This is a genomic window from Cupriavidus necator A5-1 (genome assembly GCF_000744095.1).
GTDB lineage: Bacteria > Pseudomonadota > Gammaproteobacteria > Burkholderiales > Burkholderiaceae > Cupriavidus > Cupriavidus necator_A.
The window spans coordinates 806,887-825,400 of record NZ_JQLI01000008.1 but is presented as its reverse complement, the minus strand read 5'-3'; the positions used below and the strand labels follow the sequence as shown (position 1 = coordinate 825,400).

Annotated in this window: 15 protein-coding genes; 1 reads left to right on the top strand and 14 read right to left on the bottom strand. The window is 65.7% G+C overall.

Annotated elements, in window-relative coordinates; translation table 11 throughout:
* Positions 1–9 precede the first annotated feature (9 nt).
* The 7 genes from K307_RS28010 to K307_RS27980 all read right to left on the bottom strand — a co-directional run bounded on the left by K307_RS28010 (position 10) and on the right by K307_RS27980 (position 7,775).
* Positions 10–744, bottom strand: a complete 735-nt coding sequence (locus K307_RS28010; RefSeq protein ID WP_042884079.1) for an amino acid ABC transporter ATP-binding protein — start codon at positions 742–744, stop codon at positions 10–12.
* Complete coding sequence (gene gltK, locus K307_RS28005) at positions 741–1,424, bottom strand: glutamate/aspartate ABC transporter permease GltK (protein ID WP_042884078.1); 684 nt, start codon at positions 1,422–1,424, stop codon at positions 741–743. The genes K307_RS28010 and gltK overlap by 4 nt, the downstream gene beginning before the upstream one ends.
* A gap of 9 nt (positions 1,425–1,433) precedes the next feature.
* Complete coding sequence (locus K307_RS28000) at positions 1,434–2,162, bottom strand: amino acid ABC transporter permease (RefSeq protein WP_042884077.1); 729 nt, start codon at positions 2,160–2,162, stop codon at positions 1,434–1,436.
* 63 nt (positions 2,163–2,225) lie between these two features.
* The gene (locus K307_RS27995; RefSeq protein WP_042884076.1) at positions 2,226–3,125 is read right to left on the bottom strand and encodes a glutamate/aspartate ABC transporter substrate-binding protein; all 900 of its coding nucleotides are present in this window, start codon (positions 3,123–3,125) and stop codon (positions 2,226–2,228) included.
* Positions 3,126–3,403: 278 nt separating this feature from the next.
* Entirely contained in the window at positions 3,404–4,711 is a 1,308-nt protein-coding gene (locus K307_RS27990; protein WP_042884075.1) for a Glu/Leu/Phe/Val family dehydrogenase, read from the bottom strand.
* Between the two features lie 104 nt (positions 4,712–4,815).
* Positions 4,816–5,793, bottom strand: coding sequence for a LysR family transcriptional regulator (locus K307_RS27985; protein ID WP_042884074.1), 978 nt, complete (start codon positions 5,791–5,793; stop codon positions 4,816–4,818).
* An 83-nt stretch (positions 5,794–5,876) separates the two neighbouring features.
* Entirely contained in the window at positions 5,877–7,775 is a 1,899-nt protein-coding gene (locus tag K307_RS27980; protein ID WP_042884071.1) for an ABCB family ABC transporter ATP-binding protein/permease, read from the bottom strand.
* Positions 7,776–7,889: 114 nt separating this feature from the next.
* Between K307_RS27980 and K307_RS27975 the strand changes: the two genes are divergently transcribed.
* Positions 7,890–8,294 carry an acyl-CoA thioesterase gene (locus K307_RS27975; protein ID WP_022533547.1) on the top strand — a complete coding sequence of 135 codons (405 nt, stop codon included), beginning with the start codon at positions 7,890–7,892 and terminating at the stop codon, positions 8,292–8,294.
* A gap of 253 nt (positions 8,295–8,547) precedes the next feature.
* On the opposite strand, the gene K307_RS27970 is transcribed toward K307_RS27975, so the two are convergent.
* The 7 genes from K307_RS27970 to clsB form a co-directional block, all read right to left on the bottom strand.
* A complete protein-coding gene (locus K307_RS27970; protein ID WP_042884070.1) occupies positions 8,548–9,324 on the bottom strand; it encodes an enoyl-CoA hydratase in 777 nt (258 codons plus the stop codon).
* A 33-nt stretch (positions 9,325–9,357) separates the two neighbouring features.
* Entirely contained in the window at positions 9,358–10,314 is a 957-nt protein-coding gene (locus K307_RS27965) for a DegV family protein (protein WP_042884068.1), read from the bottom strand.
* A 114-nt stretch (positions 10,315–10,428) separates the two neighbouring features.
* A complete protein-coding gene (locus K307_RS27960; RefSeq protein ID WP_042884066.1) occupies positions 10,429–11,628 on the bottom strand; it encodes an acetyl-CoA C-acyltransferase in 1,200 nt (399 codons plus the stop codon).
* Positions 11,629–11,648: 20 nt separating this feature from the next.
* Positions 11,649–14,072: a 3-hydroxyacyl-CoA dehydrogenase/enoyl-CoA hydratase family protein gene (locus K307_RS27955; protein WP_042884065.1), complete on the bottom strand. Its 2,424-nt coding sequence runs from the start codon at positions 14,070–14,072 to the stop codon at positions 11,649–11,651.
* A gap of 220 nt (positions 14,073–14,292) precedes the next feature.
* The gene (locus tag K307_RS27950) at positions 14,293–16,080 is read right to left on the bottom strand and encodes an acyl-CoA dehydrogenase C-terminal domain-containing protein (RefSeq protein ID WP_042884064.1); all 1,788 of its coding nucleotides are present in this window, start codon (positions 16,078–16,080) and stop codon (positions 14,293–14,295) included.
* Positions 16,081–16,155: 75 nt separating this feature from the next.
* Positions 16,156–16,746 (bottom strand): TetR/AcrR family transcriptional regulator, encoded by a 591-nt coding sequence (locus K307_RS27945; protein ID WP_041680939.1) that lies wholly within the window; start codon positions 16,744–16,746, stop codon positions 16,156–16,158.
* A gap of 355 nt (positions 16,747–17,101) precedes the next feature.
* Positions 17,102–18,460, bottom strand: a complete 1,359-nt coding sequence (clsB, locus tag K307_RS27940; protein ID WP_419187184.1) for a cardiolipin synthase ClsB — start codon at positions 18,458–18,460, stop codon at positions 17,102–17,104.
* Positions 18,461–18,514 lie beyond the last annotated feature (54 nt).

Sequence of the window (18,514 nt, the reverse complement as noted above, 5' to 3'; positions counted from 1 at the left end):
CCAGGCCGGTCAGTGATGCAGGATCTTCGACAGGAACTGCCGCGCCCGATCCGAGCGCGCGTCGATATTGCCGAAGAACTCTTCCTTGTCGGCGTCCTCGACGATCTTGCCCTGGTCCATGAAGATCACGCGGTTGGCCACCTTGCGCGCGAAACCCATTTCGTGGGTCACGCACATCATGGTCATGCCTTCGTGCGCCAGTTGCACCATCACGTCCAGCACTTCGTTGACCATCTCGGGATCTAGCGCCGAGGTCGGCTCGTCGAACAGCATGCAGATCGGGTCCATCGACAGCGCGCGCGCGATCGCCACGCGCTGCTGCTGGCCGCCCGACAGCTGGCCGGGATACTTCGCCGCCTGGTCCTTCAGGCCCACGCGCTCCAGGTACTTCAGGCCCTTGGCGGTGGCCTCTTCCTTGGAGCGGCCGAGCACCTTCATCTGCGCGATGGTCAGGTTCTCGGTGATCGACAGGTGCGGGAACAGCTCGAAGTTCTGGAACACCATGCCCACGCGCGAGCGCAGCTTGGGCAGGTTGGTCTTGGGATTGCCCACCGAGGTGCCGTCGACCAGGATGTCGCCCTTCTGGAACGGCTCGAGCGCATTGACGGTCTTGATCAGCGTGGACTTGCCCGAACCGGAGGGGCCGCACACCACCACCACTTCGCCCTTGGCGACCTTGGTGGTGCAGTCGGTCAGCACCTGGAAGGCGCCATACCACTTGGAGACATTGTTGATTTCGATCATACAGCCACCTTTTTCTGGTAACGCTTGACCAGCAGCGAAGCGGAGAAGCAGATAAGGAAGTACACCAGGCCGGCGAACAGCAGCAACTCGACGATACGGCCATCACGTTCGCCGATGCCATAGGCCTGGCCAAAGAAGTCGGCCAGCGCGCTGACGTAGACCAGCGACGTATCCTGGAACAGGATGATGCCCTGGGTCAGCAGCAGCGGCACCATGTTGCGGAACGCCTGCGGCAGGATCACCAGCCGCATCGACTGGCCATAGGTCATGCCCAGCGCCTGCGCGGCGAACATCTGCCCGCGCGACACGCTCTGGATACCCGCCCGGATGATCTCGGAGTAATACGCGGCCTCGAACAGCGCAAACGCCACCAGCGCCGAGGTCATGCGCAGGTCGGTCGCCGGCGACAGGTTGAAGAGGTTCTGCAGCACCTGCGGGATGATCAGGAAGAACCATAGCAGCACCATCACCAGCGGGATGGAGCGGAAGATGGTCACGTAGCCCTGCGCGAACCAGTTCAGCAGCCGGAACGACGACAGCCGCATCATCGCCAGGATGGTGCCCCAGACGATGCCCACCACGACCGCGGTGACGGTGATCTTGAGCGACACCATCATGCCCTCGCCCAGCACCTCGAGCGTATTGGGGTTGATGGAGGTGAAATCGAATGAATAAGCCATGGCGCCCCCTTACTTGCCGCCGATAAAGCCGGGCACGCGGGTACGGGCCTCGACCCAGCGCATGATCAGCATCACCGTCACGTTGATCAGCGCGTACATCAGCGTCACCGCGATGAACGATTCATACGGGCGCGCAGTGTAGTCCACCAGTTGCCGACCCTGTGCCGCCAGTTCCAGAAGACCGATGGTCGACGCCACCGCCGAGTTCTTGAAGATATTCAGGAATTCGGAAGTCAGCGGCGGCACGATCACGCGGAACGCCATCGGCAGCAGCACGTGCCGGTATGTCTGCTGCAGCGTGAAGCCCATCGCCAGGCCGGCATTCTTCTGCCCGCGCGCCAGCGAGTTGATGCCCGAACGCACCTGCTCGCAGACCCGCGCCGCGGTAAAGGTGCCCAGGCACAGCATCGCGGCCAGGAATTGCTGCGCAAACGGGTTCATCTGCTTGATCGCCTCGCCGCCGGGCAGCAACTCGGGCATGACGAAATACCAGATAAACAGCTGCACCAGCAGCGGGATGTTGCGGAAAACTTCCACATAGGTGGCGGCGATGCCCGCCAGCCACTTGTTGGGCACGGTGCGCAGCACGCCAAGCACCGAACCGATGACCAGGGCAATGACCCAGGACGAAAGCCCCAGCGCGAGCGTCACCTTCAGGCCGGAAATCATCCAGTCCAGGTAGGTCTCGTTCTGGGCGGCCTGTTCGAGGAAGACTCCCCAATGCCAGTTGTAGTTCATGTTGCGTCCTCAAAAAGAAACGGAAGGACATGCCTTCCGTTTCGCACTGCTGTCACCGTCAGGTCAGTCCAGCGCCTTGTCGTTCGGGGTCTTGAACAGCGCCTTCATGTCGTCGGACAGCGGGAAGTCCAGGTTGAGGCCCTTCGGCGGCACCGGTTGCATGAACCACTTGGTGTACAGCGTGTTGATCGAGCCGTCCTTCATCATGCCGGAGATGACGGTGTCCGACAGCTTCTTGAACTGCGGGTCATCCTTGCGGATCATGCAGCCATAGGACTCGCGCGACTGGGGCTTGCCCACCACGATCCAGTCGGCCGGGTTCTTGGCCTTGGCGCGCTCGCCGTACAGCAGCGCGTCGTCCATCATGAACGCGACCGCGCGGCCCGATTCCAGCGTCAGGAACGACTGGCCGTGGTCCTTGGTGCTGATGATGTTCATGCCCAGCTTCTGGTCGTCGTTCATCTTGCGCAGCAGGCGCTCCGACGTGGTGCCGGCGGTGGTGACGACGTTCTTGCCCTTCAGGTCGGCCCAGTCCTTGATGCCGCCGTCCTTCTTCACCATGATGCGCGTGCCGATGATGAAGATGGAGTTGGTAAAGGCGACCTGCTTCTGGCGTTCGAGGTTATTCGTGGTCGAACCGCACTCCATGTCGATGGTGCCGTTCTGCAGCAGCGTGATGCGGTTCTGCGAGGTGATCGGGATTTCCTTCACCTGCAGGTTCGGCACCTTGAGCTGTTCCTTGACGGCTTCCACGATCTTCGTGTTGATATCGTAGGAATAGCCGACCTGGCGCACGCCGCCCAGGTTGTAGTTGAACGGAATCGACGACTCGCGCACGCCCAGCGTGATCACGCCGGTGTCCTTGATTTTCTTGAGCGTGCCCGTCAGTTGTTCAGCTGCCTGTGCCGTCCCGCACATCACACCCCCGGCAATCATCAGGGCAGCCAACTTGGCAAAATTCATAACATCTCCTTGACCATGAAGAGAAAGCGGGATTCTAGAGACAAAACCCACACTGGTGAAACAGTATTGCGCAGCATCCGCCGCAATACAACTGGGTTTTCTCCTAGAACCCCGATTCAGGGCAATAGCTGTGCACGGCTTCCGGATACGACAACGCGGCCTCCGGCGTTTGCCGGAGGCCGCGTCTGGCGGTCATGAACTGCGTGAACCGGGACGCTTGCTGCAATGCACCATGCCAGTGCTCCGCGCTTCGTCCCGGTTCGACCGGTGCCCTGCGATCAGGGATACAGGCCGCGCATCTCGCGCGCCTGCAGGATCCGCGTACAGGCCACGATAAACGCCGCCGTGCGCAACGTTACCTTGTTGTCCTGTGCCACTTGCCAGATTGCCCGGAAGGCCTCTTGCATGATCCGTACCAGGCGCTGGTTGATTTCTTCCTCAGTCCAGAAGAAGGAGGAGAAATCCTGCACCCATTCGAAGTAGGACACGGTCACGCCGCCGGCATTGGCGATGACGTCCGGCGCGACCAGGATATTGCGCTCGCGCAGGATGTCGTCGGCTTCCGGCGTGGTCGGGCCGTTGGCGCCCTCGATCACCAGGCGGGCCTTGATCAGCGGCGCGTTCTTGGCCGTGATCTGGCCTTCCAGCGCGGCCGGGATCAGGATGTCGCAGTCGACTTCCCAGAACTGCTCGGTGCGCAGGACTTCGCCGCGGAAGCCTTCGATGGTGCCGCTGTGCGAGGTGTATTCCATCAGCGCCGGCACGTCCAGGCCGGCCGGGTCGAACAGCGTGGTGCGGTGGTCCTGCACCGCCACCACCTTGGCGCCGGCCTCATGGAACAGCTTGGCGGCCACGGCACCCACATTGCCAAAGCCCTGCACCGCCACGCTTGCGCCCTTGATCTCCAGGCCCAGGTTACGGGCGGCTTCCGAACCGACGACGAATACGCCGCGGCCCGTGGCTTCGTGACGGCCCAGCGAACCGCCCAGCGAGATCGGCTTGCCGGTCACCACGCCGGTGGCCGTGCTGCCGGAGTTCATCGAGTACGTGTCCATCATCCAGGCCATGACCTGGGCGTTGGTGTTCACGTCCGGCGCCGGGATGTCCTTGCTGGGCCCGATGATGATGTTGATTTCGCTGGTGTAGCGGCGGGTCAGGCGCTCCAGTTCGGCGTGCGACAGCGTGCGCGGGTCGACGCGGATGCCGCCCTTGGCACCGCCGTAGGGCACGTTGACCGCGGCGTTCTTCACCGACATCCAGGCCGACAGCGCCATCACCTCGGACAGGGTCACGTCCTGGTGGAAGCGCACGCCGCCCTTGCCCGGGCCGCGCGACAGGTTGTGCTGCACGCGGTAGCCCTCGTAGTGGGCGATGGTGCCGTTATCCAGCTCGATGGGTACGTCGACGACCATCGCCCGCTTGGGGCGCTTCAGGGTTTCAACCCAGCGTGCCAGCGAGCCCAGGTAAGGCGTGACACGGTCGACCTGTTGCAGGTAGATGCCCCAGGGGCCGAGATTGTCGGCATTGAGGTAAGACGGGAGTACGTGCTTGGCGATAGTGGGATTGGTCGGTGCAGCGGAAGACATCGGTTGGGTTCCGGTGTGGAGAATGCCCGCAAGCTTAGGCTTGGCGTCGGGCCCGAATCCAATGCCGTTTGCTCATCCGGTCATGCAAAATCCGCATAACCTTGTCATCCCTGGGAAATGTCCCCCGGGGTGATCTGGCCCGCCGACAGGGTCGACCATACCTGGTCGACCAGCTGGCGCTTGCGCCGTACCCCGGCGCCGCGCCGCTCGCCGCCGTTCTCGCCCGGCTGCTCCCGGTACAGCCGGATCTCCATATCGATCGACAGCGGCAGCCCGCGTGCCGACTCGGCCCGCACCAGCCGGCCGGCGGCGACGTCCTCGCGCACCGCGCTTTCCGGCAGGAAGGCCATGCCGTGGCCGGCCAGCGCCATCACCTTGAGCGCCTCGGCCATATCGGTCTCGTAGCATTTGTCGAGCTTGAGCGCTTCCGAGGTGTCCGCCAGCAGCAGCTCGACCATGCGTCCGAGGAAGGCGTTGGGGGTGTAGCTGAGGAACGGCACCGGCTTCTTGTCGGTGCCCGGCAGCCGGAACAGCGGCTTGCCGGCGGCGTCCGGCACGCTGTACGGCGACAGCCGCTCGGTACCGAGCACCAGCATGTCATAGCGGGCCGGGTCGAGCTGGATCGCCTGGCGCGCGTGGTGGTAAACCATCACCAGGTCGCAACCGCCCTCCACCAGCATCAGCACGGCGTCATGGACGTTGAGCGCGCGCAGCCGGCACGGCAGCGTGCCGATCTTGCGCTCGAGCGTCTTGAGCCACTCCGGGAAGAACGTCAGCGACAGCGTATGCGGCACCGCGAATTCCAGCACCTGGGCGTTGGCCGAACGCTGGCCGCGCATCAGCGCGCGGGTCTCGCTGACCTGCGCCAGCATCGCCAGCGCCTGCTCATAGAACACCTTGCCGGCCGCCGTCAGGCTGGTGGGATAGCTCGAGCGGTCGATCAGCTCGGTGCCGACCCACGCCTCCAGCGACTGGATCCGGCGCGAGAACGCCGGCTGCGTGACGTGGCGCAGTTCGGCCGAGCGCGAGAAGCTGTGCGTCTCGGCCAGGCTGACGAAGTCTTCAAGCCATTTGATTTCCATGACGCGGATTATCCACCGGCGCAGGGGGCGAGTCACCTGCCCGGCCGCGATCGTTGTCGCGGCCGGCCCGGCTGGTCATGCGCTCAGGCGTCCTGCGTCGCGTCGCCCACGTCGACCGCGAGCGCATCCGCGCCGACGGCCTCGCCGCCCTGCGCCGCGGCGCGCGCCTGGATGTCCCACATCTCGGCGTAGCGGCCGCGCGCGCGCATCAGCTCGGCATGCGTGCCGCGCTCGACGATGCGGCCGCGGTCCATCACCAGGATCTGGTCGGCGTGGACCACGGTGGAAAGCCGGTGCGCGATCAGCAGCGTGGTGCGGTTCTGCGCCAGCCGCATCAGCTCGGCCTGGATCGCCTGTTCGGTGCGCGAGTCCAGCGCCGAGGTGGCCTCGTCGAACACCAGCACCGGCGGGTTCTTCAGCAGCGTGCGCGCGATTGCCACGCGCTGCTTCTCGCCGCCGGACAGCTTCAGGCCGCGCTCGCCCACCGGCGTGTCGTAGCCCTGCGGCAGCTCTCGGATAAAGGTGTCGATCTGCGCGGCACTGGCCGCGGCGATAACCTCGTCGCGGCTGGCCTCGGGCCGGCCGTAGGCGATGTTGTAGAAGATGCTGTCGTTGAACAGCACCGTGTCCTGCGGCACGATGCCGATCGCGCGGCGCAGGCTGTCCTGCGTGATCGCGCGGATATCCTGGCCATCGATCTCGATGGCGCCGTCATTGACGTCGTAGAAGCGGAACAGCAGCCGCGCCAGCGTCGACTTGCCCGAACCGCTGTGCCCCACCACCGCGGTGGTGGTGCCGGCCGCGATGGTGAAATCCACGCCGTTCAGGATCACGCGATCCGGCTCGTAGCTGAAGCGCACGTCGCGGAAGCGCACCTGCGCACCGTCGACCTGCAGCGGCCGTGCGCCGGGCGTGTCGGCCACCTCCTGGTTCGTCCCCAGCAGCACGAACATGCGGTCCATGTCGGTGGTGGCCTGCTTGATCTCGCGGTAGATCACGCCGAGGAAGTTAAGCGGGATATAGAGCTGGATCATCAGCGTGTTGACCAGCACCAGGTCGCCCAGCGTCAGCTTGCCGTCGACCACGCCCACGGTGGCGCGCCAAAGGATCAGGATCAGCCCGGCCGCGATGATGGTCTGCTGGCCGAAGTTGAGGAACGACAGCGAGTTCTGCGAGCGGATCGCGGCGGTGCGGTACTTGCGCAGGTTCTCGTCGTAGCGCTGCGCCTCGTACTCTTCATTGCCGAAGTACTTGACGGTCTCGAAGTTCAGCAGCGAATCGATCGCCTTCTGGTTGGCGCGCGAATCCAGCTCGTTCATCTTGCGGCGGAAATGCGTACGCCATTCCGTCACGACGATGGTGAAGACGATATAGCCCACCAGCGCGCAGCCCGTGATCGCCGCGAACCAGATGTCGTAATGCAGGATGAAGAAGCCGATCACCAGCCCCATCTCCACCAGCGTGGGCAGGATGCTGTACAGCGAATACGAGATCAGCGACTGGATCCCGCGCGTGCCGCGCTCGATGTCGCGGCTCATGCCGCCGGTCTGCCGGTCCAGGTGGAAGCGCAATGACAGCGCGTGCAGGTGGCGGAACACCTGCAGCGCGATCTCGCGCACGGCGCTCTGCGTGACCTTAGAAAAGAGCATTTCCCGCAACTCGGTGAACAGCGTCGCCGACAGCCGCAGCATCCCGTAGGCCACGATCAGCCCTACCGGCACCACCAGCAGCGCGCGCGGATCGCCCGCCTGCAGGTTCATGCTGTCGATCAGGCGCTTCATCAGCACCGGCACGCCCAGGTTGGCCACCTTGGCCGCCACCAGGCAGGTCAGCGCCAGCATCACGCGCCACTTGTAGTGCCAGACGTAGGGCAGCAGGTTGCGCACCGTCTGCCAGTCGCTGCGCGGCGCGCGCTGACCGGGAAACAGCTTGACGGAAGCGGGGTCGGGGGCCTGCTCGGCGGTCGTGGAATAGCGGCGCATACGTTAGAATTCGGGCCAATGCGCGATTGTCGCAGAGATCGCGTTGCGCGGCAGGCGAAGGGTTTTTCGCCCCGGCCCGCGCCCCCTCCGTCCGCTGTTCACCCGCACACCGCCATGAATGCTCCCCATACCGTCCCTGCCCTGCCTGCCGGCAAGAACCCCGCGCTGCGCGTCGTGCCGATGCCTGCCGATGCCAATGTGCATGGCGATGTGTTTGGCGGGTGGATCATGGCGCAGGTAGATATCGCCGGGTCGATTCCGGCGGTGGAGCGCGCCCAGGGCCGTGTGGCGACCGTGGCGGTAAACTCCTTCCTGTTCAAGCACCCGGTATTCGTGGGTGACCTGGTCAGCTTCTATGCCGATATCGTCAAGACCGGACGTACCTCGATCACGGTTGCAGTGGAGGTGTATGCGCAGCGGATGCGGCATAGCAACGAGATCGTCAAGGTGACGGAGGCTACGTTGACGTACGTGGCGACGGATGAGTCGCGGCAGCCGCGGGTGTTGCCGTCGGCTTGAGGCACCAGGAACTTTTGATCGTCGATTGTGTGCTCCCTCTCCCGCTTGCGGGAGAGGGTTGGGGTGAGGGCCGGGCGCTGGCCGAAGCCACATTGCCGGAAAAAACCGAAGGCCCCGCTTGATGTGGTTCCTAGCTACCCCCCCTCACCCCGGTCCCTCTCCCCCTGAGGGGAGAGGGAGAACACCTTGTTTAGGCTAGTTCGGGCGGCTTGGGAGCACCCAGCACCGCTCGCCTCTTCCACGCCGTAGGGACTTACTCAAACTTCGTAAAATCCGGCCTCCGCTTCTCAAAGAACGCCGCAAACGCCTCCTTCGCTTCCGGCGCCACCAGCATGCGCCGGAACACCGCGCCCTCGTCGTCCATCTGTTTTTCCACCTCGGCCTCTTCCCCCGCCTTCATCAGCCGCTTGGTCTCGCGCAGCGAAGACGCCGGCAGCGCTGCCAGCTTGCGCGCCTGCTGCAGCGCAAAGTCGTGCAGCTCGGCTAGCGGCAGCACGCGCGTGACCAGCCCGATCTCCAGCGCTTCCTGCGCGCTGAACGCTTCGCCCAGCAGCAGCTTCTCGGCAGCACGCTGGTAGCCGACCAGGCGCGGCAGCAGCAGGCTCGACGCGGCCTCGGGGCACAACCCGAGCTGTACGAACGGCAGCGACAGCTTTGCGGTGTCGGACGCATAGACCAGGTCGCAATGCAGCAGCATGGTGGTGCCCACGCCAACCGCTGCACCGCTGACCGCCGCGACGATAGGTTTGGTGGCGTGGCTGATCTGGTACAGGAACTGGAATACCGGCGCGGACTCCGCGCCAGCCCCGGTGCCCGGCGGGCGCTGCATGAAGTCTTCCAGGTCATTGCCGGCAGTAAAGATTTCCGGCTTGCCGCGCAGCAGGATGGCGCGCACGTTGCGGTCGGTCTCGGCCGCGCGCAGCGCGTCGGCCATGGCCTGGTACATGGCCGCGGTAATGGCGTTCTTCTTGTCAATGCGGTCGAATTCGATCGTCAGGATGCCCTGCTCGATGCTGGTAAGGATGCTCATGGTTACCTCGTCTGTGGATGCATTGCTGGAGGGTTATTCGAAAGGCGGCGGCGACTCGGAAAGATAGCTCAGCGCGAATGCGCGCGCTCCGACGTTCAGCGCCACCGTCAGGCTCATCGGCGCCAGCATCAGTTCCACGCCCTGGCTGCGCGCGGTGCGTGCCAGCGCCTCGTAGGCCGGCATCGCGCGCACCGCGTCGAGCGGGCCGGCGTAGCAGACCGAGATCGCCGGCACCAGCAGGTCGCCGCCGCGCAGGCATTGCTCGGCATGCTGCAGCACGCGGCGCGCGCCCTCCTCCGAGCCGCGGGCCTTGGCGATGGCCTCGGTGTGGCCGCGGTGCATGCGCACCACCGGCCGGATATTGAAGGCGCTGCCCATCACGTAGCGGCCCCAGGTAATGCTGCCTTCGCCCTTCTGGCGCGCGCGCGTGTACAGGTAGAGCAGCTCGTCGGGCACCAGGAACATATGCGCGGCGTCGCGCAGGCGTGTCTCGACGGCTTCCTGCACCGCCTGCGGACCGGCGCCGGCGGCGGCCATGCGCGCGGCTTCGCGCACGATCAATGCCTGGCCCGGCCCGATCGCGCCGGTATCGATGACGGTCAGGTCGAACAGGCCCGAACGGCCCGCTTCCTTGCGCAGGCGCACGCTGCGCGCGACGGTGCCGATCACCGCGCCGGTCGCATGCGCATACAGCTTGCTGCGCGCGCTGGCGATGGTGAACAGGATGGCGCGGTCGCAGTGGGCCACCACGTTACGCAGCAGGTGTTCCTCCAGCTCGCGTTCGAGCAGCGGGATCGATTCGGCGTAGTGGTCCTGGCGGCCGACCAGGTATTGCTCGTAGAGCGTTGGCAGCGCCGCCTCATCGCGCGTGTCGGCGACGAAATGCTCGCCGGCGCGGATGCGGAACGGAATGGTGTGGACCTTCAGCTCGGCCATGACGCCGCGCGGCAGATCGCACGCGGCATCGGCCAGGATGGCTGTCTCCTGCATATTATTGTCTCCTCCCTACCTGGTGACCCGCGTGGCGGGCGGCAGCCCCCGGTACCGCTTTCTTCACCTGACAGAAGGGCGGGACAGTCCGTACGGACCGTCCCGCAGGCGCGTTTAAACGCGCTCGAAGATCCCTGCGGCGCCCATGCCCGTGCCGACGCACATGGTCACCATGCCGTACTTCAGGTTGTGGCGGCGCAGCGCATGCACCACCGTGGCCGAACGGATCGCACCGGTCGCACCCAGCGGATGGCCCAGCGCAATCGCGCCGCCCATGCGGTTGACCTTCGACGGATCCAGCTCCAGGTCGCGCATCACCGCCAGCGACTGCGCGGCAAAGGCCTCGTTCAGTTCGATCCAGTCGATCTGGTCCTGGGTCAGGCCTGCTGCCTTCAGCGCCGCGGGAATCGCTTCCTTGGGGCCAATGCCCATGATCTCGGGCGGCACGCCGCGCACCGCGAACGAGACAAAGCGCGCCAGCGGCACCAGGTTGAACTGCTTGAGGATCTTTTCCGAGACCAGGATCAGCGCGCCGGCGCCGTCGGAGGTCTGCGAGCTATTGCCGGCGGTCACGCTGCCCTTGTTGGCGAACACCGGGCGCAGCTTGCCCAGGCCTTCGAGCGAGGTATCCAGACGCGGACCTTCGTCCAGCGCAATCGTGCGCGTCTTCACGCTCACCTGGCCGCTGGCGAGATCGGGGAACTTCTCCACGATCTCGATCGGCGTGATCTCGTCCTTGAACTCGCCCGCCTGCTGCGCGGCGATGGCCTTCTGGTGCGAGGCCAGCGAGAACGCGTCCTGGTCTTCGCGGCTGACCTGCCATTGCTGCGCTACCTTCTCGGCGGTCAGGCCCATGCCGTAGGCAATGCCGACGTTCTCGTCGCGGGTGAAGATCTCCGGCGACATCGACGGCGAGTTGCCCATCATCGGCACCATGCTCATCGATTCCACGCCGGCGGCGATCATCACGTCGGACTCGCCTACGCGGATGCGGTCGGCCGCCATCGCCACCGCGCTGACGCCCGAGGCGCAGAAGCGGTTGACGGTGATGCCGCCCACAGTATTCGGCAGGCCGGACAGCAGCGCGCCGATACGGGCCACGTTCAGGCCCTGCTGCGCTTCAGGAATCGCGCAGCCGACGATCGCGTCTTCGATCAGCTTCGGATCCAGGTTTGGCACCTGCGCCACGGCGGCTTTCAGGATGGTGGCCAGCAGGTCGTCCGGGCGCGTGTTCTTGAACGCGCCCTTGGGCGCCTTGCCGATCGGCGAGCGGGTGGCCGCAACGATGTATGCGTCTTGCAGTTGTTTCATGATGTCGGTTCCTCGCTTGCCTGTTAGTTACGCACCGGCTTGCCGGTCTGCAGCATGCCCATGATGCGCTCCTGCGTCTTGGCGGTGCCGAGCAGGTCGATGAAGGCCTTGCGCTCCAGCGCCAGCAGCCATTCCTCGCTGACCAGCGAGCCGGCCTCGACGTCGCCGCCGCACACCGCTTCAGCGATGCGGGTGGCGATCAGGAAGTCGTGCGCGGAGATAAAGCCGCCGTCGCGCATATTGACCAGCGACGCCTTGATGGTGGCGACGCCCGAGCGGCCGGCCACAGGGATCAGCGTCGGCAGCGGCGCCCGGTAGCCGGCGTTGGCCAGCGCGCGCACTTCGTTCTGCGCCACGTAGAGCAGTTCGTGCACGTTGAACACGATCTTGTCGGACGGCAGCAGGTAGCCCATCTGGCGCGCTTCCAGTGCCGAGGCCGAGACCTTGGCCATGGCGGCGCTCTGGAAGCGGCTGGTCAGGAACTGCAGGTAGTTGGTGCTGCCCGCTGCCTGTGCTGCGCGTGCCGCGGCCAGCGCGGCTTCCTTCAGGCCGCCGCCAGCCGGGACCAGGCCCACGCCCACTTCGACCAGGCCGATGTACGTTTCCAGCGCCGCCACGCGTGCAGTCGAATGCAGCATCAACTCGCAACCGCCACCCAGCGCAATGCCGGACGCCGCGGACACCACCGGCACCGAGGCGTACTTCACGCGCATCATGCCGTCCTGGAACTTCTTCACGAAAGGCTCGATGCCCTTGGCGCCGCCCATCATGAAGGCGGGCATGGCCGCTTCCAGGTTGGCACCGGCGGAGAACGGGCCGCCCGGCGCGCCGAGCTGCAGCGAGGTCGGCTGCCACACCACCAGGCCCTTGTACCCGGCTTCAGCCAGGTCGATGGCGCGCGTCAGGCCGTCGATCACATCCGGCCCGATGGTGTTCATCTTGCTCTTGAACGAGACCACCAGCACGTCATCCTGGCCTTCGCTGACCCAGATGCGCACGGCGTCGTTCTCTTCGACGGTGCGGCCCGCCTTGCGCGGATCGACCTCGGCGGTGCCCTTCAGCGAAGCGCGGAACGCCTGGCGCTGGTACACCGGCAGCGTGCTGCGCGCGACGAACGATTGCGTCGCCGGCGACCACGAGCCGGCGGCGGCATGCACGCCCTGGTTCTCGGCCACGGGACCTTCGAATACCCATGCGGGCAGCGGCGCGGCCGACAGCGCCTTGCCCGCTTCCACGTCTTCCTTGACCCACTCGGCCACCTGCTTCCAGCCAGCCGCTTGCCAATCCTCGAACGGGCCCGAGTTCCAGCCGAAGCCCCAGCGGATCGCCAGGTCGATATCGGCGGCGGAGCCGGCGATCTGCTCCAGGTACACGGCGATGTAGTGGAACACGTCGCGGAATACCGACCACAGGAACTGCGCCTGCGGGTTGGTCGATTCACGCAGCAGCTGGATGCGCTCGGCCGGTTCCTTCTTCAGCATGCGCACGACGATCTCGTCGGCCTTCTTTCCCGACTCGACATACTGGCCGGTCTTGGCGTCCAGCACCTTGATCGCCTTGCCTTCCTTTTTGTAGAAGCCGGCGCCGGTCTTCTGGCCCAGCGCGCCCGCATCGACCAGGCCCTTGAGCACGGCCGGGGTCTTGTACACCGGCGCGAACGGGTCGTCGTGCAGGTTGTCCTGCATGGTCTTGATCACGTGCGCCATGGTGTCCAGTCCGACCACGTCCGCGGTGCGGAAGGTGGCGGACTTGGCGCGGCCCAGCTTGGAGCCGGTCAGGTCGTCGACCACGTCGAACGGAATACCGAACTTCTCGGCTTCGGCAAACACGGCCAGGATCGAGAAGATGCCGACGCGGTTGGCGATGAAGTTAGGCGTGTCCTTGGCACGCACCACGCCCTTGCCGAGCGTGGTGGTCAGGAAGGCTTCGAGCTGGTCGAGGATCTCCGGCTGCGTGGTCGCGGTCGGGATCAGCTCGACCAGGTGCATGTAGCGCGGCGGGTTGAAGAAGTGCACGCCGCAGAAGCGCGACTTCAGGTCGGCATCAAACCCGTCGGACAGTTCGGTGATCGACAGGCCCGAGGTATTGGTGGCGAAGATCGCGTGCGACGCCAGGTGGGGCGCGACCTTCTTGTACAGGTCGTGCTTCCAGTCCATGCGCTCGGCGATCGCTTCGATCACCAGGTCGCATTCCTTGAGCAGGGCGATATCGTCTTCGTAGTTGGCCGCATCGATCAGGCCGGCCTCGTCCTTGATGCCCAGCGGCGCGGGCGAGAGCCTCTTCAGGTTCTCGATGGCGCGCAGCGCGATGCCGTTCTTCGGGCCTTCTTTTGCGGGAAGGTCGAACAGCACCACGGGCACGCGCGCGTTGATCAGGTGAGCGGCGATCTGCGCCCCCATGACGCCGGCACCCAGCACGGCGACTTTCTTGACGATGAAATTGGACATGCTCGCTCCTGGATTAGTGAGCGTTGAGGTGAAAGTGTGGGGCCCTTCCATTGCTGACGGTGTGCTCCGCTCTCCCACTTATGGGAGAGGGGCGGAGGTGAGAGTGGGCATTTGCAGAAGCGATATCGCATATCGACCGCCTGCCCTCACCCCCGGCCCCTCTCCCGCTCGCGGGAGAGGGGAGCAAACCAGCAGCGGGAGGAAGCGCTGCCCCGGAAAATCAGAACAGATCCGCGTCCAGCGCCATCAGCGAGGCCGCGCCAGCGCGCGCCTTGCGGATCTCCGCAGCCGTTTCCGGCAGCAGCTTGGCAAAGTAAAAGCGTGCCGTGGCCAGCTTGGCGGTGTAGAACTTGTCGCCGCTGCCTTCCTTCTCCAGCGCGATCTTGGCCATGCGGGCCCAGAAGTACGAGAACACCAGGTGGCCCACCACGCGCAGGTACGGCACCGCGGCAGCGCCCACTTCGTCGGCATTGCCCATCGCCTTCATGCCGATTTCCATGGTGAGCTTCTGCACCTTGTCGCCGATGTCGGCCAGCGGGTTGACGAACTCCTGCATGGCTTCGTTGGTGCCTTCGGCCTCGACGAACTCCTGCACGATCTTGCCGAAGGCCTTCATCCTGGCGCCCATGTCGCCCAGGATCTTGCGGCCCAGCAGGTCCAGCGACTGGATCGTGTTGGTGCCTTCGTAAATCATGTTGATGCGGGCGTCGCGCACGTACTGCTCCATGCCCCATTCGGAGATGTAGCCGTGGCCGCCGAACACCTGCATGCCCTCGTTGGTCGAGGCGAAGGCGTTGTCGGTCAGGAAGGCCTTGATCACCGGCGTCAGCAGCGCGACCAGGTCGCCGGCCTGCTTGCGCACGGCTTCGTCCGGGTGCGACAGCTCGCGGTCGATCTGCAGCGCGGTCCAGTAGCTGAAGGCGCGGCCGCCTTCGGCGAAAGCCCGCTGCGTCAGCAGCATGCGGCGCACGTCGGGGTGCACGATGATCGGGTCGGCGGCCTTCTCCGGCGCCTTCGGGCCGGTCAGCGAGCGCATCTGCAGGCGGTCCTTGGCGTAGGCAACCGAGTTCTGGTACGCCACTTCGGTCAGGCCCAGGCCCTGCGCGCCCACGCCCAGGCGGGCGGCGTTCATCATCACGAACATGGCGTTCAGGCCCTTGTTGGGCTCGCCCACCAGCCAGCCGCGCGCGCCGTCCAGGTTCATCACGCAGGTGGCATTGCCGTGGATGCCCATCTTGTGCTCGATCGAGCCGCACTTGATGCCGTTGCGCTCGCCCGGGTTGCCGCTGGCATCGGGGATGAACTTGGGCACGACGAACAGCGAGATGCCCTTGGTGCCGCCCGGCGCGTCCGGCAGGCGGGCCAGCACCAGGTGAATGATGTTCTCGGCCAGGTCGTGCTCGCCTGCGGAGATGAAGATCTTGGTGCCGGTCAGCAGGTAGGAACCGTCGTCTTGGGGTTCGGCCTTGGTACGCAGGATGCCCAGATCGGTGCCGCAGTGCGGCTCGGTCAGGCACATGGTGCCGGTCCAGACTCCGGAGACCAGCTTGGGCAGGTAGGCCTGCTGCAGTTCCGGCGTGCCGTGCGCATGCAGCGCCTCATAGGCGCCGTGCGACAGGCCCGGGTACATGGTCCACGCCTGGTTGGCCGAGTTGAGCATCTCGTAGACCACGTTGTTGACCACGATCGGCAGGCCCTGGCCGCCGAACGCCGGATCGCACGCCAGCGCCGGCCAGCCGGCCTCGACGTATTGCTGGTAGGCTTCCCTGAAGCCGGTGGGGGCCTTGACCACGCCGTCGCCGGCGTAGGTGCAGCCCTCGCGGTCGCCCACCTGGTTGAGCGGGAACACCACGTCCGAGCAGAACTTGCCGGCTTCCTCGATGACCTGGTTGATGGTGTCCGCGTCGATGTCCGCGTGCGGCGGCATCGCCTTGAGTTCGGCTTCGGCGCCGAGCAGTTCATGGAGCACGAACTGCATGTCGCGCAACGGTGCGGTGTACTGGCCCATCAGAGACTCCTTGGAGTTATACGATGCCGCCACGCCGCCCGCCTCGCTTGCGCGATTCGGCCCGACCCGACGGCCTCAGGTACGGTAAGACTGAATCAGTTTGTTGAGCGCGACCATGGCAAGCTCGGCACTGTCAGGCAGGCGCAGGAAACGGGCGTCATGATGCAAGCCTAGTTCAAGGCTGTACATCTCGAACAGCATCAGGCGCGGATCGCAGTCCGCGCGCAGGTGCCCCTCTTCCTTGGCCTGGTTGATGGCGCGTGTGATCGCCGCCCGCCAGATGGTGACGCTCTTGACCAGTTCGTCACGCACCAAGCTGCCGGCGCGGTCGTCGTACTCCACGGCGCCGCTGATGTAAATGCATCCCGTCGTCACTTCCTGGATGCGCTTTTCCATCCAGCGCCGCACCATCGACCACAGCCGGGGCAGTCCGCGCGGTTCCTGCAGGGAGGGGTAGAAGACCTCCTGCTCGAACCGGCGGTGATACTCCCGCACCACCTCTACCTGCAGGTCTTCGCGCGAACCGAAGTGCGCGAAGACACCGCTCTTGCTCATCTGCATGCGTTCCGCGAGCAGGCCGATGGTCAGACCCTCGAGCCCGTCGCGGGACGACAGTTCCAGTGCGGCATCCAAAATCGCCACGCGTGTCATCTCACCCTTGCGCATGGGCGCGGGGGAAGCGGCGGCGGATTCGAGACGGGCTGACTGGTGTCGCATGTTTTTTCTCCGTTCTGCAGTGCCCTGCTGCGGCACCGCGTATGACCCTGACGTTGCATTTCTGCTTGCGGCCGAACCGGCGGATTTGCCGGTGCATACCGCGAATGCACGCAGTCTAAGCCAAAAAAGAACGGTCGTTCAGATTATTCTGGCGCAGCAGTCGACCATCAAGCTTTTAATTAGACCGGTGTTTCTAAACGGACTGCAATGCAGCATCTCCGTCACCGCTTGCGCAGCACCCGGTTTCAGCTGCGTCGCAGCGAAGCCGTTGTCGCATGGCAGCAAACGCACACTGCGGCGTCGTTCAGTAGCGGCCGGTCACGCCCGCAATGATGACACCCAGGCGCAACAACATGTAGGCCGACCAGTTGCCGAACCGGTGCAGCGGCGAGCGGCGCGCATGCACCTCGGGCATCACGCGCACGCTGCGGTGCGCAATGGCACGCTCCAGTGCCGTGCGCAGCTCGGCGGTGAAGGCCGCATCATAAACGGCGACGTTGGCTTCGCGCGCGAGCAGCAGGCTGAACGGGTCCATATTGCTCGATCCCACCGTGGCCCAGGCTTCGTCGACCACGCCGACCTTGGCGTGCAGGAAGCTCTCGGCGTACTCGTAGATCTCGACGCCGGCCTCGAGCAGCGACGCGTACAGCGCGTGCGTGGCGTAGTGCTGCAGCCGGTATTCGACCATGCCCTGCAGCAGCAGCCGCACACGCACGCCGCGCCGGCGGCAGGCCAGCAGCGCGCGGCGCATCTTGTTGCCGGGCAGGAAGTAGGCGTTGGCGAGGATCACGTCGTAGCGTGCGGCGCCGAGCGCGCGCAGGTATTCGCGCTCGATGGTGCGGCGGTTGCGCAGGTTGTCGCGCAATAGCAGCGCGGCGCGCGCGCCGCCTTGCGGCTCCGGGCGCGGCGGCAGGTCGGTGACGAGCGGGTAATCGGCCACCGCGGCGGCGCGGTCGCTGCCATGCGCGTCGCGCAGCGACAGCCGCCACCAGAGGCGTTCGGCGGTCAGCGCGACCTGATCCACCAGCGGCCCGCGGACCTGCACCGCGAAGTCATAGCGCGGCCCCAGGTTGGCGCCCTCGAACGGGCCGTGGTTATAGTCGTCGATGATATTGATGCCGCCGACAAAGGCCTCGCGCCCGTCGATCACGGCGAGCTTGCGGTGCAAACGGCGCAGGTGGCGCCGCGCCAGGCGGAAGCCGCGCAGCGCCCGGTAGACGCGCAGCTGCACGCCGCCGGCCCGCAGCCGCTCGGCCATCGCGCCGGGCATGTCGCCGGCGCCGAAGCCGTCCACCGTCACGCGCACCGTCACGCCACGCGCGGCGGCGCGGATCAGCGCGTCGCTGAGCGCGCGCCCGACGTCGTCATTGGCATAGATGTAGGTTTCCAGCGTCACCTGGAACACGGCCTGGTCGATCGCGGCAATCAGCGCGGGGAAGAAGTCCTGGCCGCCGTGCAGCAGCCGCACCGCGTTGCCGGAGGTGGGCCTGCCGCGGCGCCAGTTCCAGCGAAGCATACGGTGGCGCTTGCGGTCGCCGGGGTGACCATTGGCTGCCGGGTCGTGCGTGGCGGCCTCGGCCGACTCGTGCGCGGGCTGGCCGGCCGCACGGTCCGCCGGAGCCCCTGGACGCGCGGAGGGAGCGGAGGGGGATATCCGTGACATGGCGTGATTATCGGACAGATTCCCGGACAGAAGGCGCCGCGTGCACATGGCCGC

What these genes read in the sequence shown, in the direction of transcription:
- K307_RS28010 (WP_042884079.1), bottom strand. Translation starts at nt 744, where the DNA reads ATGATCGAAATCAACAATGTCTCCAAGTGGTATGGCGCCTTCCAGGTG.
- gltK (WP_042884078.1), bottom strand. Translation starts at nt 1,424, where the DNA reads ATGGCTTATTCATTCGATTTCACCTCCATCAACCCCAATACGCTCGAG.
- K307_RS28000 (WP_042884077.1), bottom strand. Translation starts at nt 2,162, where the DNA reads ATGAACTACAACTGGCATTGGGGAGTCTTCCTCGAACAGGCCGCCCAG.
- K307_RS27995 (WP_042884076.1), bottom strand. Translation starts at nt 3,125, where the DNA reads ATGAATTTTGCCAAGTTGGCTGCCCTGATGATTGCCGGGGGTGTGATG.
- K307_RS27990 (WP_042884075.1), bottom strand. Translation starts at nt 4,711, where the DNA reads ATGTCTTCCGCTGCACCGACCAATCCCACTATCGCCAAGCACGTACTC.
- K307_RS27985 (WP_042884074.1), bottom strand. Translation starts at nt 5,793, where the DNA reads ATGGAAATCAAATGGCTTGAAGACTTCGTCAGCCTGGCCGAGACGCAC.
- K307_RS27980 (WP_042884071.1), bottom strand. Translation starts at nt 7,775, where the DNA reads ATGCGCCGCTATTCCACGACCGCCGAGCAGGCCCCCGACCCCGCTTCC.
- K307_RS27975 (WP_022533547.1), top strand. Translation starts at nt 7,890, where the DNA reads ATGAATGCTCCCCATACCGTCCCTGCCCTGCCTGCCGGCAAGAACCCC.
- K307_RS27970 (WP_042884070.1), bottom strand. Translation starts at nt 9,324, where the DNA reads ATGAGCATCCTTACCAGCATCGAGCAGGGCATCCTGACGATCGAATTC.
- K307_RS27965 (WP_042884068.1), bottom strand. Translation starts at nt 10,314, where the DNA reads ATGCAGGAGACAGCCATCCTGGCCGATGCCGCGTGCGATCTGCCGCGC.
- K307_RS27955 (WP_042884065.1), bottom strand. Translation starts at nt 14,072, where the DNA reads ATGTCCAATTTCATCGTCAAGAAAGTCGCCGTGCTGGGTGCCGGCGTC.
- K307_RS27950 (WP_042884064.1), bottom strand. Translation starts at nt 16,080, where the DNA reads ATGGGCCAGTACACCGCACCGTTGCGCGACATGCAGTTCGTGCTCCAT.
- K307_RS27945 (WP_041680939.1), bottom strand. Translation starts at nt 16,746, where the DNA reads ATGCGCAAGGGTGAGATGACACGCGTGGCGATTTTGGATGCCGCACTG.
- clsB (WP_419187184.1), bottom strand. Translation starts at nt 18,460, where the DNA reads ATGTCACGGATATCCCCCTCCGCTCCCTCCGCGCGTCCAGGGGCTCCG.